Genomic DNA, 21,691 nt, shown 5'->3' with positions numbered 1-21,691 from the left:
CGGTTCAGAGCGACTCGATGTGCCGGATCATCCTCTGGCGCATGGCTTCGTCCGGCAGGCGTCCGTAGGCGGCGCCCATGTTGTCGACCATGTGACGGACGCGACTGGTGGCAGGCGTCGCCACCGTGACCGCCGGGTGGGAAGCGACGAACTTCAGGAAGAACTGGCCCCACGAGGTCGCGTCGAATTCCGCGGCCCATTCCGGCAAGGCCTTGTCCTTGACCTTCTCCCAGAGTCGCGTCCGGCCGAACGGCGCATAGACGAGCACCCCGATGCCGCGTTCCTGCGCCAGCGGGAAAATGCGCTCCTCCATGGTGCGGTTGTCGATGGCGTAGTCGATGCCAATGAAGTCGAGCGGTTCGTCGCGCATCACCTGTTCCAGTTGCCCGTATTGCGGCGCGAAGGTCGTGGTGACGCCGATGTAGCGCACGCGCCCGGCCTCGCGAAGCGACTTGAGCAGGCCGAGCTGGACCGGCACGTCGCCCAGGTTGTGCACCTGGATCAGGTCGATGGGCCGCTTCCCGGCGCGCTCGAACGAAGCCTCGACCTGCGCCTTGGCCGCGTCGGGATCGGCGGCACCGCCGCCGCGCGGCGCGACATTGAGCTTGGTGGCCCAGAACAGCCGGTCGGTCAGGCCCAGGTCGCGGGCGATGGCGCCGGCCACCTGCTCCGAGGCGCCGTAACTCGGCGCCGTGTCGAAGACCGTGCCGCCGTGTTCGACCATCGCCGACAGCACCTCGCGCAGCGCTTGCGCGTCCTCGCTGCCAGCGACCCGGGAAAAGGTGGCGGAACTGCCCAGGCCGACCACGGGCAGCCGTTCGTCCTTGCCGGGGATCGCGCGCGTGATCAGCGGGCCGCGGCCCGAGGCGCCGCTTGCGAACAGTGCGCCGGGATTGAAGGTCAGCGCCGCACCGGCGGCCAGCGAGAGCTTGAGATAGTCGCGTCGGTTCATGGTGAGGGACTCCTATCGACGGCAGCGGAGAGGGTGGGCGGTGCCGCCGGCGGGCCCGCCAGCGACGATGCGTAGCGGGACTGCCAACGGCCCAGCCAGAGGCCCAGCGCGGCCCAGGCCAGCGCCAGTGGAACGGCGACGCTGGCCAGGGCGGCAAGGCCGAGGCCCAGCTTCGCCAGCGCGCCTTCGAGCTGCGCACCGGCGAGGTCTCCACCACGGTACACGAAGGTGTCGATGAACGCCTTCGACTTGTACTTGTCCTCGCGGCTGACGACCGTGTACAGGGTTTCCCGTGCCGGCCGCGTCAATGCGCGCTGTATCGCCCGGAAAGTGGCCTCGAAAACGATCAGCGCCGCCAGCGAACCGGCCATCACCAGGCCGGCAAAGCCCAGCGCCATCGTCAGCGGAAGCAGCGCCAGGGTCGCGGCGACTCCGATGCGTTTCATCAGGTGGCCGGCGATCACGGCCTGGATCAAAAGCGTCGCCAACTGGGTGATCATGTCGATGTTGGCGAAGATCGTCGTGCGCAGGTCGGTATCGTCGCCCAGGGCCGCCACCATCTGCAGGCGCGTGAAATACAACAGCGTGCCCATCAACGTCATCAGCAGCACATAGCCGGCGATGCCGGCCAGATAGGGTGAATTGAACACGGCCTTGAATCCGGCCCAGGCGCTGCCGCCGATGAGTGCATCCGCGTGCGGCCGGCCCTGACCGGCCGGCGCGTCGGCGCCTGGCGCCTGGCTGGCCGCCAGCCGCCAGGCGCTCAAGAGCGCCAGAACCAGGAACGCCGCCGAGATCAGCAGCAGGGCGGCGGTGCCCAGCGGTTGTGCCAGCTGGCCCGCAAGCCAGGGTCCGAACACGGCACCCAGCGTGCCGCCCACCGCGATCAGGGCGAAGAAGCGCTTGCCCTGGTCCAGCGTGAAGCGGTCGGCCATGAGTGCCCAGAACAGCATCGTCGCGAAGAGGTTGAAGACGCTGAACCACACGTAGAATACCTGTCCGCTGGTGAGGCCGATCGAACCCGGCGCCAGCGTGATCAGCAGGTAGAAGCCGACCAGGCTCAGGGCGAAGAACAGGTAGCTGGCGGCGATGAAGCGCAGGCGCCGGAAGCGGCTGACCAGCCAGCCGAACAGCGGATTGACCATCAGGGTGGCCACCGCTGTGCCCACGAACAGCCAGCGTATGGACTCGATGCCTCGCTGCATGCCCAGCGCGTCGCGCGCCGGCCGCAGCATCATCAGCGCGGTGAGGACGCAGAAGAAATAGAAGCCGGCCCAGAGCACCGGCACCACTTCCTCGCGACGCACGTTGAACAGCTGTTGCAGGTATCTGCGCATCCCGGATCCACCCTGTCGTCCGTGGACAACCTAGCGAGTGCCCGTCCAGCCGGCCAGCGCCGAAAGGCATGTCCGGCTGCAAACGCGATGAAACGGTGCTTGGCGTCGGCGACCGGTCCGACGGCGGGCTCCCGGTGGGCGGGAGCCGTCGCGGTTGTCCGGTCTACGGCCGCGCTGTAAGATTTCCACCGATTTCGCGTGGCGCCGCAGGGTGCCGCATCCAGCCGCACAGGAGCCGTAGTCCGAACGGACACGATCACCATGACGCGAACCGACAGCCCCGCCTGATACCGACTGCCGACGCGTTGCTCCCGGAAGGCGCGCTGGCGCCTTTTTTGTTGCCCGGAGTTCCCCATGGTCACGATCACGCTTCCCGACGGCAGCCGCCGCGAATACGAACAGCCCGTCAGCATCGCCCAGATCGCCGCCTCCATCGGCGCCGGCCTGGCCAAGGCCACCGTCGCCGGCAGCGTCGATGGCCGCCTTGTCGATGCCAGTGATGTCGTCGACCACGACGCCAGCATCCGCATCATCACCCCGAAGGACGAGGAGGGCGTCGAGATCATCCGCCACTCCTGCGCCCATCTGGTCGGCCACGCGGTCAAGCAGCTGTTCCCGACCGCGCGCATGGTCATCGGACCGGTCATCGACGACGGCTTCTACTACGACATCGCCTACGAGCGCCCGTTCACGCCGGAGGATGTCGCCGCGATCGAGGCGCGCATGCGTGAACTGATCGCCCAGGACTACGACGTCGTCAAGAAGATGACCCCGCGCGCCGAAGTCGTCGAGGTCTTCAAGTCGCGCGGCGAGGACTACAAACTGCGCCTGATCGAGGACATGGGTCCGGAAATCACGGCCATGGGCCTGTACTACCACCAGGAATACGTCGACATGTGCCGGGGGCCGCACGTGCCGAACACGCGCTTCCTGAAGGCATTCAAGCTGACCAAGCTGTCCGGCGCCTACTGGCGCGGTGACGCCAGCAACGAACAGCTGCAGCGCATCTACGGCACCGCCTGGGCCGACGAGAAGCAGCTGAAGGCCTACATCCAGCGTATCGAGGAAGCCGAGAAGCGCGACCACCGCAAGCTCGCGCGCCAGCTCGACCTGTTCCACCAGCAGGAAGAGGCGCCGGGCATGGTGTTCTGGCACCCCAGGGGCTGGGCGCTCTGGCAGGTGGTCGAGCAGTACATGCGCCGCGTCTACAGGGAATCCGGTTACCAGGAAGTGAAGGCGCCGCAGATCCTCGACGTGACCCTGTGGAAGAAGTCCGGCCACTGGGACAACTACAAGGACAACATGTTCTTCACCGAATCGGAAAAGCGCGAGTACGCGCTCAAGCCGATGAACTGCCCGGGCCATGTGCAGATCTACAACGCCGGCCTGCACAGCTACCGCGACCTGCCGATCCGCTACGGCGAGTTCGGCGGCTGCCACCGCAACGAGCCGTCCGGCGCGTTGCACGGCATCATGCGCGTGCGCGCGTTCACGCAGGATGACGGCCACGTCTTCTGCACCGAGGACCAGGTCGAGGCGGAAGTCACCGCCTTCCACCAACAGGCGCTGAAGGTGTACAGCGCCTTCGGGTTCAGCGACATCGAGGTGAAGATCGCGCTGCGTCCGGAATCACGCCTCGGCGACGACGCCACCTGGGACAAGGCCGAAGGCGCGCTGCGTGCCGCGCTGTCGTCGTGCGGCGTGGCCTGGACGGAGCTGCCCGGCGAGGGTGCCTTCTACGGCCCGAAGATCGAGTACCACCTCAAGGATGCGATCGGCCGCGCCTGGCAGCTGGGCACCATGCAGGTCGATTTCATGATGCCGCAGCGCCTGGGCGCCGAGTATGTCGACGAGCACTCGTCGCGTCGCCATCCGGTCATGCTGCACCGCGCGATCGTGGGTTCGATGGAGCGTTTCATCGGCATCCTGATCGAGCATTACGCCGGCTTGCTGCCAGCCTGGCTGGCGCCGGTCCAGGCCGTTTGCCTGAACATCACCGACGCGCAGGCCGATTATGTGACCGGAGTTCGAAAAGCCCTTGCAAATCAAGGATTCCGGGTCGAGTCGGATTTGCGGAACGAAAAGATCGGCTATAAGATTCGCGAGCACACCTTGCAGAAGGTGCCCTACCTGCTGGTCGCGGGCGACCGCGAGAAGGAGCAGGCGACCATCGCGGTGCGCACGCGCGGCGGGGAGGACCTGGGAGCAATGCCGCTCCAGGCGTTCATCGACCGGCTCAAGGCCGAGTCGGTGCAGGGCTGATCCCGCCGCATATCAATCATTCTCTGGAGGAACTGCGAATCAGCACTGTCAACGACAAGGGCAACCGCCGCAACGAGGATATCCGCGTCCCGCGTGTACGCGTGATTGACGCCGACGGCGAACAGGCCGGAATTCTGTCCCGCGCCCAGGCGCTGGCCATGGCCGAGGAGGCCGGTTTGGACCTGGTGGAAATCCAGCCCAATGCCGACCCGCCCGTCTGCCGCATCATGGACTATGGCAAGTTCAAGTTCGAGCAGCAGAAAAAGGCCAGCGCGGCCAAGAAGAAGCAGAAGCAGGTCGAGATCAAGGAAGTCAAGTTCCGTCCCACCACGGACGAAGGCGACTACCAGATCAAGCTGCGAAACATGCGCCGGTTCCTGGAAGAAGGGGACAAGGTCAAGATCACGATCCGGTTCCGTGGCCGCGAGATGAGCCACCAGGAACTCGGTCTGGCGAAGACGCAGCGCATCGAAGCCGATCTCGGCGATGACATCGTCGTCGAGCAGCGGCCGCGCCAGGAAGGTCGCCTGATGGTGATGATGATCGCCCCGAAGCGCAAATAAGCCTCGGGTGGTTCCGTGAACCCGGCTTCGGCCGGGTTTTCGCCCGCCCGGGCCAGGCCATCGCGCTGCCCAGGCGGCGCTGGATTGCCGGTCCGGCCGCGTCGACGCGCTGCGGGCATGGCACGCTGCCGGTGCGCCGCGCCGCGCCGTCAGGTCAGGGCCGGCGCGCCCCGGGTCGGCCGTCTCCCCGCCGGTTTTCGTCCCGGAAACTTGCGCAAAGTCCTGATAAAGCTGCTATCATGTGCGGCCCGCTGTCCGCGCGCGCTGGATCCCATGGTCCGGTGAGGCGTCCTGCGGGGCAATTCGCCGAACCGAGTCGACATGGAAGTGCGGTCAAGGCCGCCACTTGGAACGGTATCGAACTAGATCGCTCCAGGAGCATTAGCAATGCCAAAGATCAAGACCAACCGTGCGGCGGCCAAGCGCTTCCGCAAGACGGCGTCCGGCAAGTTCAAGGCCGGCCACGCCTTCAAGAGCCACATCCTGACCAAGAAGTCGACCAAGCGTAAGCGCGGTCTGCGTGCCACCAACCACGTACGTGCCGAGGACGCAGGCCGCGTCCAGCGCATGCTTCCGTATCTCTGAGGAGGGTTGAACCATGGCACGAGTCAAGCGTGGTGTCGTTGCGCGCCGCCGTCACAAGAAGGTCCTCAGCCGTGCGAAGGGCTATTACAACGCCCGCCGCAAGGTTTTCCGCGTAGCCAAGCAGGCCGTCACCAAGGCGCAGCAGTACGCCTACATCGGCCGCAAGCAGAAGAAGCGCAACTTCCGTGCGCTGTGGATCGTCCGTATCAACGCGGCTGCGCGTGAATTCGGCCTGTCCTACAGCCGCCTGATCGCCGGCCTCAAGAAGGCCGAGATCAACATCGACCGCAAGGTCCTGGCGGACCTGGCCTTCCACGACCTGAAGGCGTTTGGCGCCATCGCCGAGCGCGCCAAGCAGAGTCTTGCGGCCTGAACCGCATACATGCCTGCCGCTGACGCGGCAGGCCGATGACTGCTGGCGTGGGGATCGGGTACACCGATCCCCACGCGCATTTTGGAGACCGGAAAATGTCCAAGCCGGGACTGACGCTGGACAATGCCAGGGAAGCGATCGCGGGCGCCGACGGCCTTGAGGCGCTGGAAGCCTTGCGTATAGCCCTGCTCGGCAAGCAGGGGCTGCTGACCGCCGAACTCAAGGCATTGGGCGGATTGTCGCCCGAGCAGCGCAAGCTGCGTGGCGAGGCGGTCAACCGTCTCAAGAGCGAACTGACCGAACTGCTGGCCGCTCGCCGCGACACGCTCGAGCAGTCGGTGCTGGCGCAGCGCCTGGCGACGGAACGCATCGACGTCACGCTGCCCGGCCGGCGCGGTGACATCGGCGGCATCCATCCACTGACGCGCGCGCTCGACCGCATCATCGACATCTTCGCCCGCTTCGGCTACGACGTCGCCGAAGGGCCGGAAATCGAGGATGACTGGCACAATTTCGAGGCACTGAATTTCCCGCCGGACCATCCGGCGCGCGCAATGCACGACACCTTCTACTTTGGTGACGGGCGCCTGCTGCGCACGCATACCTCGCCGGTGCAGATCCGTGCCATGAATGGCCGCAAGCCGCCGATCCGGCTGATCGCGCCGGGCAAGGTGTACCGCAGCGATTCCGACCAGACGCATTCGCCGATGTTCCACCAGGTCGAAGGGCTGGTGGTGGGCGAGGGCATCACGCTGGCCGACCTGAAGGGCACGCTGTCGGCCTTCCTGCGCGGCTTCTTCGAGCGTGACTTCGAGATGATGTTCAAGCCCACGTACTTCCCGTTCGTGGAGCCCGGCGCCGATGTCGTGATCCGCTGGCAGCTGCCTGACGGGTCCAGCCGCTGGCTGGAAGTGCTGGGCGCCGGCATGGTGCATCCGCGGGTGCTGGAAAACTGCGGCATCGATCCGGAGCGCTATTCGGGCTTCGCCTTCGGCATGGGCGTTGAACGCCTGGCCATGCTGCGCTACGGCGTCACTGACCTGCGCGCGTTCTTCGAGAACGACGTGCGCTTCCTGCGGCAATTCAATTGAGTCGGGCCGTTGCAGGGCGGTCGGGCCGGGCTTATTGCCCCGCGCCCGTCGCGTGCACCGGCCTGCGGTAAGCGGAGCGGACCGCAATGAAATTCAGCGAGAACTGGTTGCGTGAGTGGGTCGATCCGGGCGTCGACCGGGAGACCCTGTGCCGACGGCTGGACATGATCGGCCTGGAGGTCGAATCGGTCGCCGAACTGGGCGCCGGCCTCGACCATGTCGTGGTGGCGCAGATCGTCAGCGCCGAGCGCCATCCGGAGGCGGATCGCCTGCAGGTCTGTCAGGTCGATACCGGCCACGGCTCCGTGCAGATCGTCTGCGGCGCTCCGAATGCCCGTGCCGGCCTGAAGGCGCCACTGGCGCAGATCGGCGCCGCGCTGCCCAACGGCATGGCGATCAAGGCGGCGCGCCTGCGCGGCGTCGAATCACAGGGCATGCTGTGTTCGGCCCGTGAACTGGGACTGGACCAGGACGCCACCGGCCTCATGGAGCTGCCCGATGATGCGCCCGTCGGGACGCCGCTGGCCCGGTACCTGGCGCTGCCGGACGCCAGTATCGAGCTGGGCCTGACGCCCAACCGCGCCGACTGCCTCGGACTTCGTGGCGTCGCCTACGACGTCGCCGCGAGCTTCGGCCGCCAGGTCGCCATGCCGGCGATCGAACCGGTGGCGGCTGCCCATGACAGCCAGCGCGGCGTCCGCCTGGATGCGCCCGCGCAGTGCCCGCGCTACTGCGGCCGCGTGGTGAGCGGCATCGACGCCCGTGCCCGTACACCGGTCTGGATGGCCGAGCGCCTGCGGCGCGGCGGCATCCGCCCGATCAGCATTGCCGTGGACATTACCGCCTACGTCATGCTCGAGCTCGGCCAGCCTATGCACGCCTTCGACCAGGCGCGTCTGCAGGGCGACATCCACGTCCGCGCCGCCAGGGCAGGCGAGAAGATCACGCTGCTGGACGGACGCGAGGTCGAGGTTGACGAGGGTTTCCTCGTTGTCGCCGACGACGGCGGCGCGGTCGCCCTGGCCGGCATCATGGGTGGCCTTGACAGCCGCGTGACCGACGACACCGTCGATGTATTCCTGGAGTCCGCGCACTTCGTGCCGTCGGCCATCACCGGCCGTGCCCGCCGCCTGGGCATGCACACCGATGCCTCGCACCGTTTCGAGCGCGGCGTCGATCCGGAACTGCCGCGTCTGGCCATCGAGCGCGCCACGGCGCTGCTGACGGCCATTGCCGGGGGACAGCCTGGCCCGGTGGTGGAGGCGGTGAGTGCGTCGCACCTGCCCAACCGCGCGCCCGTGGCCCTGCGCCGCGCTCGCATCGGTCGCCTGCTGGGCGTCGAGGTCGCGGATGCGGATGTCGAGCGCGTCCTGTCGACGCTGGGCATGAGCGTCGCGGCCGACGGCGACGGCTGGCTGGTCACGCCGCCGAGCTGGCGCTTCGATATCGCGATCGAGGAAGACCTGATCGAGGAAGTCGCCCGCATCCACGGCTACGACCGCATTCCGACGCGGGCGCCGGCGGGCGAACTGGCGCCGGCCCTGCCCGGCGAAGGTCGCCTGGCCGATTCGCGCCTGCGCTCCACGCTGGCCGCGCGAGGCTGGCTGGAGGCTTTGACCTTCGCCTTTGTCGATGGAACGCTGCTGGATCGCTGGCTGCTGTCCGGCCCGCGCGTGGAGCTGGCCAACCCGCTCTCGGCCGAGCTCGCCGTGATGCGGCCGTCGCTGCTGCCCGGCCTGGTGCAGGCGCTGGCCTACAACCGCGCGCGCCAGCAGGACCGCGTCCGGCTCTTCGAGCTTGGTCGCAGCTTTCATCAGAAAACTGATAATTTTTCAGGTGAAATCGATCAGCTTGCTTTGGTCATGGCCGGTCCGGCCGATGCCGAGCAGTGGGGCGCAGCGCGGCGCCCGGCGGATTTCCACGATCTCAAGGGTGACCTCGAAGCCCTGATCGCCCTGGGTGGCGATGGCCGCCGCTGGCAGTTCGAGCCGGCTGCCGATGTGCCCTGGCTGCACCCGGGCCGCTCCGCCCGCGTGCTCCGCGACGGCGTGGTCGTCGGCTTCGCGGGAGCGCTGCATCCGGCGGTACAGAAGGCCCTGGACCTGGGCAGCGATCCGGTCCACGTCGCGGAAATCGAGCTGGACGCGCTCCGGCAGGCACGCGTGCCCGCCGCGACCGGCCTGTCCCGGTTCCCGCAGGTGCGGCGCGACATCGCCGTCCTGGTCAGCGATGCGGTAGCGTATTCGGCACTGCAGGGCGCGGTCAGGGAGGCCGTGGGCGAGCTGCTGGAAGACCTCGTGGTGTTCGACGAATACCGCGGCAAAGGTTTGCCTGACGGATTGAAAAGCATCGCCATGGGCTTGATTTTGCGGAACCCTTCACGCACTCTTACCGACGAGGATGCTGACCAGGCAGTCGCTTCGGCGGTGCAGGCGCTGAACAAGGCATTCCAGGCTGAACTTCGAGGGTAGGGGGAATGACGACGACGCTCACCAAGGCGGAGATGGCGGATCGATTGTTCCAGGATGTCGGGCTGAACAAGCGCGAGGCCAAGGAATTCGTCGATGCCCTGTTCGAGACGCTGCGCGGCGCATTGGCGCGTGGCGAGCAGGTCAAGCTGTCCGGCTTCGGAAACTTCGAGCTTCGCCAGAAAAACCAGCGTCCCGGCCGCAACCCGAAAACAGGTGAAGAAATCCCCATATCTGCCCGTCGCGTCGTGACTTTTCGTCCGGGTCAGAAGCTGCGTGCACGGGTAGAGACCTATGTTGGACCCGACCAGCAATGACGAATTGCCGGCGATCCCGGCGAAACGCTACTTCACGATCGGCGAGGTCAGCGAGCTCTGTGCCGTCAAGCCGCACGTGCTTCGCTACTGGGAAACCGAGTTCGCCAGCCTGAAGCCGGTCAAGCGGCGCGGCAACCGGCGCTATTACCAGCGCCAGGACGTGCTGATGATCCGCCAGATCCGCTCGCTGCTTTACGAACAGGGCTTCACCATCGGTGGCGCCCGCCAGCGCCTGGAAGGCGAGCAGGGCCGGATGGAGTCGTCCATCGTCCAGCAGCTGGTCAAGCAGCTGCGTCTGGAACTCGAGGAAGTCCTGCAGATCCTGCGACGCTGACCGCAGGGAACTGCGGCTGCGGCTCGCGGTCCGAATCCGCCATGACTCGCACAGCCTTCCATCTCGCCGTCGTCGTGGCCTCGCTGATCGGCGCCAGCGACGTATCTGCCCAGTCGTCCAACAAGCCGGCCGTTCTCGGCGGCGGCCGCTTCGTGTTCGGCCAGATCAACGAGTTCAATGCCGACCAGTACATGCTGGATACGCAGACCGGCCGCCTCTGGCGCCTGGTCGATACCGCCGACGGCCAGAACAGCGTGCTCGAGCCGGTGCCCTATGCGATGCCGGATGGTCGCACGCAGACGATGCCGCCAGACGCAGAGGCGGAAGCGGCCGCCGCCGCCGCCGCGGCCGCACAGGCCGCTGGCGCGCACGGTGACGAACTGCGGCCGCTGGTCCCGCTCCCGCGACGCTGACCGTTTCCGGCCATCCGCGCCGTGCCGGATGGAACCGTTCAAGGCGCCTTCGCTTTCCGCGTGCCGACAGGCCCTTGCGTGGCATGGCTGCTGACCCGGCTGTGCTCAAGCCGACACATCCGACGGCGCAGCCGGCCGCGGATCCCGAATTGCACCGAACCGCGGGGTCGCCATGCCCCGAAGGGGTCCTGTGCAATCGTCATCAACGAAGCCGGCTGGTGGATGGACAACCGGTACAAAGGCGGACCTGCATAAGAGCGCCGGCCGCACACGTTTTCACCGCCTGTCTCGCTTCGGCGGGTCCCGCCTTGGAGACTGTTCAGGCAGCGCCGGGTTTGCTAGACTGCGCCGCTCAATCGAAACCTCGGGGCGTAGCGCAGCCTGGTAGCGCACCACGCTGGGGGTGTGGTGGTCGCGAGTTCGAATCTCGCCGCCCCGACCAGTTTCGATCTGTCCCATTGCCCGGTCGCCCACTGTCACCGGGCACCTCGCGAAAAGGACTGGCATGAGCGAGCAGCGCGCGCTGTATCCGGAAATCGAACCCTACGACAGCGGTCGGCTGCAGGTTTCATCCCTCCACACGCTCTATTACGAACAATGCGGCAATCCGGCCGGCAAGCCGGTCGTATGCCTGCATGGCGGTCCGGGCGCCGGCTGCTCGCCGAAGATGCGCCGCTTCTTCGATCCGAAGCGCTACCGGATCATCCTGTTCGACCAGCGCGGCTGCGGACGTTCGACGCCACACGCGGAGCTCACCGACAACACCACCTGGCACCTTGTCGAGGACATCGAGCGCCTGCGCACGCACCTGGGCATCGACCGCTGGCAGGTCTTCGGCGGCTCCTGGGGTTCCACGCTGGCGTTGTCCTATGCGCAGCGGCATCCCGAAGCTGTGACCGAGCTGGTGCTGCGCGGCATCTTCATGCTGCGTCGCTGGGAGCTGGAATGGTTCTACCAGAAAGGTTGCGACGCGCTGTATCCCGATGCCTGGGATGACTATCTGGCGGCGATTCCGCAGGTTGAACACGGCGACCTGATGGGCGCCTACTACCGGCGCCTGACGTCAACGGATCCGGCGACACGTCTGGCCGCAGCCGTTGCCTGGACGACCTGGGAAAGCCGCACCAGCTTTCTGCTGCCCGATCCGGGGCACGTCGCCGCGACACAGGCCGACGAATTCGCCCTCGCGTTCGCGCGCATCGAGTGCCACTACTTCGTCAATGGTGGCTTCTTCGAAGTCGACGGGCAGCTGCTGCGCGACGTCGACCGCATCCGCCACATTCCGGCGACCATCGTGCAGGGACGCTACGACGTGGTCTGTCCCATGCGTTCGGCCTGGGATCTGCACAAGGTCTGGCCGGAAGCCGATCTGAAGATCATCGATGCCGCCGGACATTCGGCTTTCGAACCGGGCATCGCCAGCGCCCTGCTCGCCGCTACCGACGCCTACGGCCGCTGAGCGAAGTTCCGCCCGGAAGGGAGTGGGGGCTGAACCTCGGCGCAGGACTAGGCGCGGTGCTTCAGCCTGAAGCCGGGAGCGCGTCGCGCCAAGGCTGCGACGGTGAGGTTGTGGTGGTGCCGCAGGAGTGCGATGCCAGCGGTGGAGTTCGATGCACACCGGTGCTGGCCCGGGTGACGCCGGCTACGCTGTGGCGGGTCCGGATGTGGACGGGCATGCCAGGGAGGCGGAGTGATGACGCAGGCGATGGATGCGGAGGGGCTCAAGCGGAAGCTCAAGGCGGCGGGCGAGACGGCACCGGAAGCCTGGCGGACGCGCCTGCATCGGGCGATCAGCTGGCTGGGTCGGGCCGAACGCGACGGTGATGACACCGACGCGCGCTTCATCTTCCTCTGGATCGCTTTCAACGCGGCTTACGCCAGCGAGTTCGCGCACGAGCAGAGCGAGCGCGATCGACTGCGCGCGTTCTTCGCCATGCTGCTGTCGCGGGACGCCGGTCAACGCCTCGCCGGTCTGATGCTGCGGCAGTTCAGCGGGCCGGTGCGCGTGTTGATCGAGAACCGCTATGTCTACGCGCCCTTCTGGCGTGCTTTGCGGGACCACGACAGCAGCGGTCGCTGGGAAGAAACGTTCGCGGCCAGCCGCAAGCTGGCCACCGCGGCAGTGATGTCAGGCGATACCGCGACCGTTCTTTCGATCGTGTTCGATCGCCTGTATGTGCTGCGCAACCAGCTGCTGCATGGCGGCGCGACCTGGAACAGCGCGGTGAACAGGGCCCAGGTGCGTGACGGCGCCACGATCCTGTCGCATACGGTTCCTGTGATCGTCGATCTCATGCTCGAATGTCCCGAGGCCGATTTCGGGGCGATCCAGTACCCGGTGGTTTGACCCGGGATGCGTTTGATGGCCGCGCTTCCGGGGAACGGGGAAGGGGCAGTACGCGCCGCATGACCCGCGGCAAGTCCCGGTCGCCGCTTCGACCTCGGGCCGAGGTGTCAACCGGTCCCGGCAAAGCGTCGCCGCGTGGCGGTTTAACGTCCCCTTGTCATGCGGTATTCGCGGCGAACCTAAGATGGTCGCCATGAACATGGATGCACACATGACCACGGGATCCGCTTTCCAACCCGCCATCATCGCGCCGTGGAAGGGCATCCACACCATCGACACCGCCCAGGTACGGCCGCAATTCGCAGCCGCCTACCTGGTGGAAGGGGATGGCCGCGGCGCCTTCATCGACTGCGGTACCAACCATTCTGTACCGCACATGCTGGCGGCGCTTGAGCGCGCAGGGATGACGGCCGGGCAGATCGACTGGCTGGTCCTCACGCACGTCCACCTCGATCACGCCGGCGGCGCAGGTGCACTGCTGCCGCATCTGCCCAATGCCCGCGTCGTCGTGCATCCGCGCGGTGCGCGGCACATGATCGATCCTTCGAAACTGACTGCCGGGGCGACCGCGGTGTATGGCGAAGCCGCGATGCAGGCGATGTACGGCACCCTGCAACCGGTCCCGGCCGAACGCGTCGTCGAAGCCGGCGACGGCCATGTCGTCGAACTCGCCGGACGGCCGCTGCTGTGCCTGGATACGCCCGGCCACGCCCGTCACCACATCGCCATTCACGATGATGTTGCCGGCGTTTTCTTCACGGGCGATACCTTCGGCATTTCCTATCGCGACTTCGACACCGGACAGGGGGCTTTCATTTTTCCGACGACAACACCGGTGCAGTTCGAGCCCGAGGCGCTGCATGTGTCCATCGACCGGATGCTGGCATTCCATCCGCGGGCGATGTTCCCGACCCATTTCGGCCGGCTGGACGAGGTCGAACGGCTCGCCGCCGACATGCATGCGGAAATCGACGACATGGTGGCACTGGCACGCGCTTGCGCCGATCGCGACGATCGACACCTGGCATTGATGGACGGGCTGCGCGCCCGGCTGCTGCGGCGCGCCCGGCAGCACGGCGTCACGCTGGACGAGGCGGTGATCGACGAGCTTCTGGGCGGTGACATCGAGCTGAATGCGCAAGGCCTGGCCGTTTGGCTGGACACCAGCCGCGCCTGAAGCCCGACCGGGGACGCTCCAGGTATCGCCGGTTCTTGCCGGACCCGTGTTGACAGGAAAAACAGACGGCCGTGGCGGAAGCTTGCCTCAGCGCGCGGTGTAACCGCGCAGCCGCGATTCGGTGCGGTCGCCGTCCTCGACCTGCAGCATGCGCACCACGACATAGTTGCGTGCCGGATCGACCCACGTGACCGTGCTGCGATCGTCATCATCGCGGACGCGTTCGACGCGGAGCGTGCGCACCGGCCCGCCCGGTGATTCGAGGGTCTCCTCGCCGGTTACCCGGAAGCGCCAGTCGCGCAGGCCGTCGGCGTGCGCCACCTTGAGCGTGAAGTCGGTTTCGCCGCGCGCCAGCATCGCCGCCACGCTGACGCCGCTGCCGTAGCGGTCGGTGGCGCCGGTTTCCAGCGCATGCGTGTGATCGCCCTTGCGGTCCTTCAGGTGATAGCGCTGCGCGCTCCAGTCGTACGCCACTTCGACGCTGCGGTTGCCCAGCGTCGCCTGCTGCTCGTAGGTCGAGCGCATCGGCCGCGGCAGGTCGTCCTGCCACTGGAAATCCATCGACTGCTCGACCTTCAGGCCGACCATCCAGGCCATGCCGCGTTCACCGGCGGTCTGCGAGCGCCAGGTCCACGTCTCGCCCTGGCGGATCAGCTCGGTATGGCTGGAGCCGATGGCCTTGCCATTGCGGTGCACTTCGTAGTCGGCACGGTACGGCGCGAGCGGTGTGTTGTCGGCGAGGACGGGCGTCGCCACCGCGGTGGCGAGGAGACTAGCGAGCAGCAGCGTCGTTATCGGCAACCAGGACATCGTCGTCATTCAAGCGCAGGGGAGCGGCGAGTGTCGCGCCACTGAACTGAATGCCGGCTGGCGTCAATTGCACGTCGCCGGCGGCGACCAGTGCGATGGCCGCCACCATCAGGGCATGCTCGCGCAGAAGCAGCCGCTGCGCCAGCGCGTCCGGCGTGTCGCCGGCGAGCACGGGAATGCGCACCTGGGCGATCACCGGTCCGGCATCCAGCTCGGGAATCACGTAGTGGACGCTGGCGCCATGTTCGCTGTCGCCGGCCGCCAGTGCGCGGGCGTGCGTGTCCAGGCCGGGATACTTCGGCAGCAGCGACGGATGGATGTTGAGCATGCGTCCTGGCCAGCCCGCCACCATCGTCGGCGACAGGATGCGCATGAAGCCGGCGAGGACGACCAGGCCCGGCGAGTGCCGGCGCAGTTCGGCATCCAGGGCGGCATCCATCGCCTCGCGGTCGGCGAAGTCGCGCTGGCGCAGCGCGAAGGTGTCGATGCCTGCGGCCGTCGCCCGATCCAGCGCCGCGCAGTCGGGCTTGTTGCTGCCGACGACGACGATCCGGCCCGGCAGGCGACCGTTTGCCTGCGCGTCGATCAGGGCCTGCAGGTTGCTGCCGCGCCCGGATACCAGCACGGCGATGCGTGCTGCGGCCGTCATCCAGCGAAGCGCACGCGCTCGCCACCGCTTTGCGCGGTGACTTCACCGATCACCCAGCTCGGCCAGCCGACACGGTCCAGATGCGCGCGCGCGCCGTCGACGGCAGAGGCCGGCAGGATCAGCACGTAGCCGATGCCGCAGTTGAAGGTGCGCCACATCTCCGCATCGGCGACCTTGCCGGTGCGCTGCAGCCAGTCGAACAGGGCTGGACGCGTCCATGCATGCGGGTCGATGCGAAGGCCCAGGCCTTCCGGCACGACGCGGATGATGTTCTCGCTCAGGCCGCCGCCGGTGATGTGCGCCATGCCATGCACGGCGGCACCGGTGGCCAGCAGTCCGAGGATGGGTTTGACGTAGATGCGCGTCGGCTCGAGCAGGCGATCGGCCAGCGACGCGCCATCGATGTCGCGCCTCAGGGCATCGCGGTCCAGGTCGACGATGCGGCGGATCAGCGAATAGCCGTTGCTGTGCGCACCGCTGGAGCCGATGCCGAGCAGCACGTCGCCGGGCTGGATCCGGCTGCCGTCGTGGATGGCGTCCTTCTCCACGGCGCCGACGCAGAATCCGGCCAGGTCGTATTCACCGTCGCCGTACATGCCGGGCATCTCGGCGGTTTCGCCACCGACCAGCGCGCAACCGGCCAGCTCGCAGCCACGGGCGATGCTGGTGACGACCGCGGCGGCGGTGTCGACACTGAGCTTGCCGCAAGCGAAATAGTCGAGGAAGAACAGCGGCTCGGCGCCCTGGACCAGCACGTCGTTGACGCACATGCCGACCAGGTCGATGCCGATGCCGTCGTGGCGGTCCAGCTGCTGCGCCAGCTTCAGCTTGGTGCCGACGCCATCGGTGCCGGAGACCAGGACGGGATGCTTCCAGCGTCCCGGCGGGATCTCGAACAGGGCGCCGAAGCCGCCCAGTCCACCCAGCACTTCCGGGCGGCGGGTGCGGGCGACGGCGGGCTTGATGCGCTCGACCAGGGCATTGCCGGCGTCGATGTCGACACCGGCGTCGCGGTAGCTCAGGCCTGGGGATTCGCTGTGGCTCATGCGAGGACGCCGGCAGTCGGAAAGGGCGGGCATGATACCAGCCCGGCGCGCGCAGCCGGCTGGTTGGCGCCCGTGCAGGCGGGTTTCCGCTGCTGCCGCGACAGGACGCCGCGCCTTACTGGAAATCGCGGCTTTCGCTGCGCAGGCCGGGAAGGCGGTCGCTGAGGTTGTAGAGGCGTTCGGCGATGACATGCCGCACGCCTTCGGCGAACTGCAGGGTGCCGCGCACGCCGAGCAGCGATGACTCCAGCAGCGCACGCCGGTCGCGCAGGGCGATGGCCGGCCAGACGATCAGGTTCACCAGGCCGGTTTCGTCCTCCAGGGTGACGAAGGTGACGCCCGAGGCGGTGCCCGGGCGTTGCCGCGTGGTCACCAGGCCGGCGACGCGCACGGACTGGCCGTGGCCGCGATCTTCCAGATCCTTCGCGCGCAGCACGCCGCGGGCGTGCAGGCGCGGCCGCAGCAGCTGCAGCGGATGGCCCTGCAGGCTGAAGCCCAGGCCGGCGTAGTCGGCGTGGATGTCGTCGGCGAAGCCTGGCGGTCGCAGGGTGACGCGTGCTTCGCGGGCGCTGTCGTCGGCCAGCGCCAGGCCGCTGCGTGCCGCTTCGGTGCCGGCGATCGCCCAGGCGGCACGATGACGGTGGCCGGCCAGCTGGCGCAGGGCGCCGGCCTGGGCCAGGACCTGCAGCGTGCGCCGGTCCAGTCCGGCGCGGCGGGCGAGGTCGCCGACATCGCGGAACGGCGCCTGTGCACGGGCGGCGAGCAGTCGTTCGATGGCTTCGCAGCCCAGGCCGTTGACGCGATCCAGGCCCAGCCGCAAGGCCAGGCGGCCGGTGGCATCGGGTACCAGCAGGCTGCCGGCGCCGCTGGCACGCACGTCCACCGGCAGCACCGGCACGCCATCGCGTCGCGCCTGTGCGACCAGCTGCGCCGGCGCATAGAAACCCATGGGCAGGCTGTCGAGCAGGGCGGCGAAGAAGATCGCCGGTTCGTGGCATTTGAACCACGCCGAGACGTAGGTCAGCAGCGCGAAGCTGGCAGCGTGCGATTCCGGGAAGCCATAGTCGCCGAAGCCCTTGATCTGCTCGAAGATGCGTTCGGCATAGTCGTCGTCATAACCGTTCGCGGCCATGCCCTCGAGGATGCGCGTGCGCCACTTTTCCAGGCCGCCCCGGCGTTTCCAGGCCGCCATCGAGCGGCGCAGCTGGTCGGCTTCGCCCTCGCTGAAGCCGGCGGCGACCATGGCCAGCGCCATCACCTGTTCCTGGAAGATCGGCACGCCCAGCGTGCGGTGCAGGACGCCTTTCACCGCTGCACTGGGATAGTCCACCTTTTCGGCGCCGCTGCGCCGACGCAGGTAGGGATGCACCATGCCGCCCTGGATCGGGCCGGGGCGCACGATGGCGACCTGCACCACCAGGTCGTAGAAACAGGCCGGTTTCAGGCGCGGCAGCATGGCCATCTGCGCGCGCGATTCGACCTGGAACACGCCGATGGAATCACCGCGCTGGAGCATGTCGTAGGTGGCGCGGTCGTCGGCGGGAATGGTGGCCAGTTCCAGTGGCCGGCCGCGCAGGCGCGTGTAGCTGTCCAGGCAGCGGCGCAGGCAACTGAGCATGCCCAGCGCCAGCACATCGACCTTCAGCAGCTTCAGCTCTTCCAGGTCGTCCTTGTCCCACTGGATGATGCTGCGTTCGGCCATGGCGGCGTTTTCCACCGGCACCAGCTGCCACAGCGGCTGGTCGGCGATGACGAAGCCGCCGACATGCTGCGACAGGTGCCGTGGCAGGCCGATGAGCTGCGGCAGCAGCCACAGCAGGCGGCGGATCAGCGGCGATTCCGGATCGACGCCGGCTTCGCGCAGGCGCAGATCGATGTCGACGCCGCCCTGGCCGCGCCCGAAGGCATGGCTGAGCGCGTCCTGCTGGTCGCGCGACAGGCCCAGCACCTTGGCCAGTTCGCGCACGGCACTGCGCGGTTGCCAGCGGATCACGGTGGCGGCCAGCGCGGCGCGCTCGCGGCCGTACTTGCCGTACACGTACTGGATGATCTCCTCGCGCCGTTCGTGTTCGAAATCGACGTCGATGTCGGGCGGCTCGTTGCGTTCCTCGGAGATGAAGCGGCCGAACAGCAGCTGGTGGTGTTCGGGATTCACGGCGGTGATGCCCAGGGCATAGCAGACCGCCGAGTTGGCGGCGGAACCGCGGCCCTGGCAGAGGATGCCGCGCTCGCGCGCCTCGCGGACAATGTCCTGCACGGTGAGGAAGAAGGCCTCGTAGCGCAGGCGGGCGATGATCGCCAGCTCGTGTTCGATGCGCGCGTGGATCGCCTCCGGCAGGCCCTGCGGCCAGCGTCGCCGCGCGCCTTCGGCGGTCAGCGCGCGCAACCAGGACGTGGGCGTGTGGCCGGCGGGCACCAGTTCGCGCGGATACTGGTAGTGCACGTCGCGCAGGTTGAAACGGCAGCGTGCGGCGATGCGCAGGGTTTCGGCGAGCAGGGCCGGCGGATGGATGGCGGCGAGTGCGCGCCGGCTGCGCAGGTGGCGCTCGCCATTGCCGAACAGGCGCGTGCCGGCTTCGGCCAGCGTGGTGTTGAGCCGGATGGCGGTAAGCGCATCCTGCAATGCGCGCCGGCTGCGCAGGTGCATGTGCACGTCGCCGCTGGCGACGCAGGGCAGGCCGTGCATGGCGGCGAAATCGAGCAGCTGCCGCAGGCGCGCTTCGTCGTCGTGTTCGCGATGCAGTTCCACCGCCAGCCAGGTCCGGTCGGGGAACCGCGCACGCAACCATTGCGCTTCATCGGGATCGGGGTGCGTGCCGGGCAGCCACAGTGCCAGCAGGCCGGTGTTGTCGCCGTCTTCGAGATCGCCGCGCTGCAGTTCGTACCGGCCCTTGTCGCAACGGCGCCGCGCGGTGGTGATGAGCTGGCACAGGCGCTGGTAACCGGCGAGGTCTTCGCAGAGCAGGACGCAGCGCAATCCGCAGGCGAGGCGGAAGCTGCTGCCGACGATCAGTGGCAGGCCGGTCCGTTCGCTGGCTTCCAGGGCGCGCACGATGCCGGCCAGCGTGCACTCGTCGGTGATGGCCAGCGCCGCATAGCCGAGTTCGCGGGCGCGTTCGAACAGCTCCGTGGCGCTGCTGGCGCCGCGACCGAAGCTGAAGGCGGACAGACAATGCAGTTCGGCGTAGCCCGGCTCCGGAGACGGCGATGTCGCGGTGCAGGATGCATCGGTATGGGCATGGGGGATCGCAGCGCGCCGTGTCCTGTGCAGCGGCGTGACGGTCGCCGCTGCGGACGAGTGGGTGCGCATGTCTTTGCCCGTCGCGTCCGCATCGGCACGCGTTTCAGGCGCTATGCGTGTGCCGTGTGTTTCTTGCGCGGCAAAGCCAGGATCTTTCCCGGCGTGATGGCCATGCCTGCCATCACCCGGTCGTGCCTGTCGTGGTGCCGTGGGCAGGGCGATGACGCGGGCGGAGGCGGGTGCGGCCTCACCGTCATGCGAACCAGCCATGCAGCATCCAGCCTTCGCGCCGGCCGGGCGGGCAATAGGCCCAGGCCCGTTGGCCTTCGCGGGTTTCCACCACGTAGTAGTCGCGGCGCACGTCGCCGCCGTCCCACCAGCCGCTTTCCAGCCGCTCCGGGCCGGAGACGATGCGCAGCGGCGGCTGGCGCAAGGGCACGGGTCGCGGCAGCAGCCACACCGGTCGGGTTTCCGCCAGTTGCCGTGCATGGCCGATGGATGCGCTGCCGGTGCGGGGTGACGCCACCGGGATACCGCTGTCTCGGTCGAGGGCGCGCAGGGTGCCGGCCCGTTCGGGGCGGTGGTCGGCGCTGACGACCGGCTCGAGGATGGCGCCATCGCCGAGTCGTGCACGCAGGCGTTCCAGCAGCAGCGGCCAGTCGCTGGCATCCGGCCGCGCCTGTGCGAACAGGTCGGCGATGGCGGGACGGAAGGGCGGCAGCGCATCGGCGATCAGGCCGAGGCCGGCTATGGGCGCCGGCAGCGCTACCCGTTCCAGGCGCGCGCGGGTCAGTTCCAGAAGACGCGCCGGATCGCGCTCCGCACGCAGCAGGCCTACCGGTACGGTGGTCACCGGCCGGTCCTCGTGCAGCAGCAACAGGCGGAAGTGCTGCACGCCGCCGTCGCGGGCATGCAGGACGACGGCCAGTTCGTTGAGCAGGCGTCGCAGCGCGAACAGCAGCGGTTCGATGGCCGTGGGCCGGGCATCGAACTCCAGCGTCGATTCGAAGTGCGCCGGCGGTTGCCAGCGCGGCAGGGGATCGGGTGCACGGCCGTACAGGCGGTCGAGTTGCGCCAGTGCTTCCGGGCCGATGCGCCGGCCGAGGCTGTCGCGCGGCAACGCCGCCAGTTCGCGCAGGCGCAGGAAGCCCATGGCGCGCAGGGCGGCGCTGGCGCTGGCCGCCAGGCCGGCCTCGACGATGGGCAGCGCATCCAGATGCTGCTGCAGCCGGACCTCGTCCTCGACCACCAGGCCGTCCTGCCGTCGGGCCAGCAGCCAGGCGGCGCGCGGACGCGGTGCGAGCGCCAGGCTGGCTTCCAGTCCCAGCCGCGCCAGGTCTTCGCGCAGCAGGCGTTCCAGGTTGGGCCAGCCGCGGAACAGCTTCAGGCTGCCACCCACTTCCAGTGCCACCGCTTCGGGCAGTTCCAGGCTGACCTGGTCGCTGTAGCCATAGGCCCAGGCGCCCAGCAGTTCGTGCAGTTCACGTTCGGCGGCCGGATCGCGTCGTTGCACCTTCAGGGCCGGGCACAGTGCGCGTGCCGCCGGCAGCGACTGGCCGGGGCGCACGCCCGCCGTCGATGCGGCAGCCGAGCAGGCGAGTATCCAAGGCCGGTTTTCCGCCCCGTCGCTGACGGCCAGCAACGACGGTGGCGAGGCCAGGCGTCGCTGCACGGCCGCCAGCGCCGGTGCGCGAAGATGCAGACAGGCCCACAGTGGCGCGCGCAT

The 21,691-nt window shown here is 68.0% G+C and carries 19 protein-coding genes and 1 tRNA gene; 13 read left to right on the top strand and 7 right to left on the bottom strand.

What is annotated here, in order from left to right; genetic code table 11:
• Positions 1-4: 4 nt before the first annotated feature.
• Together EDC25_RS09690 and EDC25_RS09685 are read right to left on the bottom strand one after the other, a co-directional pair.
• Positions 5-952, bottom strand: a complete 948-nt coding sequence (locus tag EDC25_RS09690) for an aldo/keto reductase (protein ID WP_123521077.1) — start codon at positions 950-952, stop codon at positions 5-7.
• Positions 949-2,289: an NTP/NDP exchange transporter gene (locus tag EDC25_RS09685; protein WP_123521078.1), complete on the bottom strand. Its 1,341-nt coding sequence runs from the start codon at positions 2,287-2,289 to the stop codon at positions 949-951. Before EDC25_RS09685 ends, EDC25_RS09690 begins: the two co-directional genes overlap by 4 nt.
• 354 nt (positions 2,290-2,643) lie before the next feature.
• Between EDC25_RS09685 and thrS the strand changes: the two genes are divergently transcribed.
• From thrS to EDC25_RS09620, 13 genes are all read left to right on the top strand, one after another.
• Positions 2,644-4,551 carry a threonine--tRNA ligase gene (thrS, locus tag EDC25_RS09680; protein ID WP_123521079.1) on the top strand — a complete coding sequence of 636 codons (1,908 nt, stop codon included), beginning with the start codon at positions 2,644-2,646 and terminating at the stop codon, positions 4,549-4,551.
• A 32-nt stretch (positions 4,552-4,583) separates the two neighbouring features.
• Positions 4,584-5,114, top strand: coding sequence for a translation initiation factor IF-3 (gene infC, locus EDC25_RS09675; RefSeq protein WP_377601029.1), 531 nt, complete (start codon positions 4,584-4,586; stop codon positions 5,112-5,114).
• Positions 5,115-5,501: 387 nt separating this feature from the next.
• Positions 5,502-5,699 carry a 50S ribosomal protein L35 gene (rpmI, locus tag EDC25_RS09670; protein ID WP_123521112.1) on the top strand — a complete coding sequence of 66 codons (198 nt, stop codon included), beginning with the start codon at positions 5,502-5,504 and terminating at the stop codon, positions 5,697-5,699.
• Positions 5,700-5,712: 13 nt separating this feature from the next.
• Positions 5,713-6,072: a 50S ribosomal protein L20 gene (gene rplT / locus EDC25_RS09665; RefSeq protein WP_123521113.1), complete on the top strand. Its 360-nt coding sequence runs from the start codon at positions 5,713-5,715 to the stop codon at positions 6,070-6,072.
• Positions 6,073-6,167: 95 nt separating this feature from the next.
• A complete protein-coding gene (gene pheS / locus EDC25_RS09660) occupies positions 6,168-7,163 on the top strand; it encodes a phenylalanine--tRNA ligase subunit alpha (RefSeq protein ID WP_123521114.1) in 996 nt (331 codons plus the stop codon).
• Positions 7,164-7,249: 86 nt separating this feature from the next.
• Positions 7,250-9,634 (top strand): phenylalanine--tRNA ligase subunit beta, encoded by a 2,385-nt coding sequence (pheT, locus tag EDC25_RS09655; protein WP_123521115.1) that lies wholly within the window; start codon positions 7,250-7,252, stop codon positions 9,632-9,634.
• 5 nt (positions 9,635-9,639) lie between these two features.
• Positions 9,640-9,948: an integration host factor subunit alpha gene (locus EDC25_RS09650; protein ID WP_123521116.1), complete on the top strand. Its 309-nt coding sequence runs from the start codon at positions 9,640-9,642 to the stop codon at positions 9,946-9,948.
• Positions 9,926-10,282 (top strand): MerR family transcriptional regulator, encoded by a 357-nt coding sequence (locus tag EDC25_RS09645; protein ID WP_123521117.1) that lies wholly within the window; start codon positions 9,926-9,928, stop codon positions 10,280-10,282. Before EDC25_RS09650 ends, EDC25_RS09645 begins: the two co-directional genes overlap by 23 nt.
• A 41-nt stretch (positions 10,283-10,323) precedes the next feature.
• Positions 10,324-10,695, top strand: coding sequence for a hypothetical protein (locus EDC25_RS09640; protein ID WP_123521118.1), 372 nt, complete (start codon positions 10,324-10,326; stop codon positions 10,693-10,695).
• Positions 10,696-11,060: 365 nt separating this feature from the next.
• Positions 11,061-11,137: transfer RNA gene (locus tag EDC25_RS09635), tRNA-Pro, on the top strand.
• Between the two features lie 63 nt (positions 11,138-11,200).
• On the top strand, positions 11,201-12,154 hold the full coding sequence (gene pip / locus EDC25_RS09630; RefSeq protein ID WP_123521119.1) for a prolyl aminopeptidase: 954 nt from the start codon (positions 11,201-11,203) through the stop codon (positions 12,152-12,154).
• A 234-nt stretch (positions 12,155-12,388) separates the two neighbouring features.
• Positions 12,389-13,042 (top strand): HEPN domain-containing protein, encoded by a 654-nt coding sequence (locus EDC25_RS09625; RefSeq protein ID WP_240639586.1) that lies wholly within the window; start codon positions 12,389-12,391, stop codon positions 13,040-13,042.
• Positions 13,043-13,253: 211 nt separating this feature from the next.
• Positions 13,254-14,219, top strand: a complete 966-nt coding sequence (locus EDC25_RS09620; protein WP_205984881.1) for an MBL fold metallo-hydrolase — start codon at positions 13,254-13,256, stop codon at positions 14,217-14,219.
• 87 nt (positions 14,220-14,306) lie between these two features.
• Here EDC25_RS09620 and EDC25_RS09615 read toward each other — a convergent pair whose 3' ends face one another.
• From EDC25_RS09615 to EDC25_RS09595, 5 genes are all read right to left on the bottom strand, one after another.
• On the bottom strand, positions 14,307-15,029 hold the full coding sequence (locus EDC25_RS09615) for a DUF3108 domain-containing protein (protein WP_164483925.1): 723 nt from the start codon (positions 15,027-15,029) through the stop codon (positions 14,307-14,309).
• The gene (gene purN, locus EDC25_RS09610; RefSeq protein ID WP_123521121.1) at positions 14,992-15,678 is read right to left on the bottom strand and encodes a phosphoribosylglycinamide formyltransferase; all 687 of its coding nucleotides are present in this window, start codon (positions 15,676-15,678) and stop codon (positions 14,992-14,994) included. Before purN ends, EDC25_RS09615 begins: the two co-directional genes overlap by 38 nt.
• On the bottom strand, positions 15,675-16,724 hold the full coding sequence (gene purM / locus EDC25_RS09605; protein ID WP_123521122.1) for a phosphoribosylformylglycinamidine cyclo-ligase: 1,050 nt from the start codon (positions 16,722-16,724) through the stop codon (positions 15,675-15,677). The genes purN and purM overlap by 4 nt, the downstream gene beginning before the upstream one ends.
• A gap of 115 nt (positions 16,725-16,839) precedes the next feature.
• Positions 16,840-20,034, bottom strand: a complete 3,195-nt coding sequence (locus tag EDC25_RS09600; RefSeq protein WP_123521123.1) for an error-prone DNA polymerase — start codon at positions 20,032-20,034, stop codon at positions 16,840-16,842.
• Positions 20,035-20,218: 184 nt separating this feature from the next.
• A complete protein-coding gene (locus EDC25_RS09595; protein ID WP_123521124.1) occupies positions 20,219-21,691 on the bottom strand; it encodes a Y-family DNA polymerase in 1,473 nt (490 codons plus the stop codon).

It is taken from the genome of Pseudofulvimonas gallinarii (genome assembly GCF_004343305.1).
Taxonomy (GTDB): domain Bacteria; phylum Pseudomonadota; class Gammaproteobacteria; order Xanthomonadales; family UBA2363; genus Pseudofulvimonas; species Pseudofulvimonas gallinarii.
This window is presented reverse-complemented; position numbering and strand designations above follow the sequence as displayed.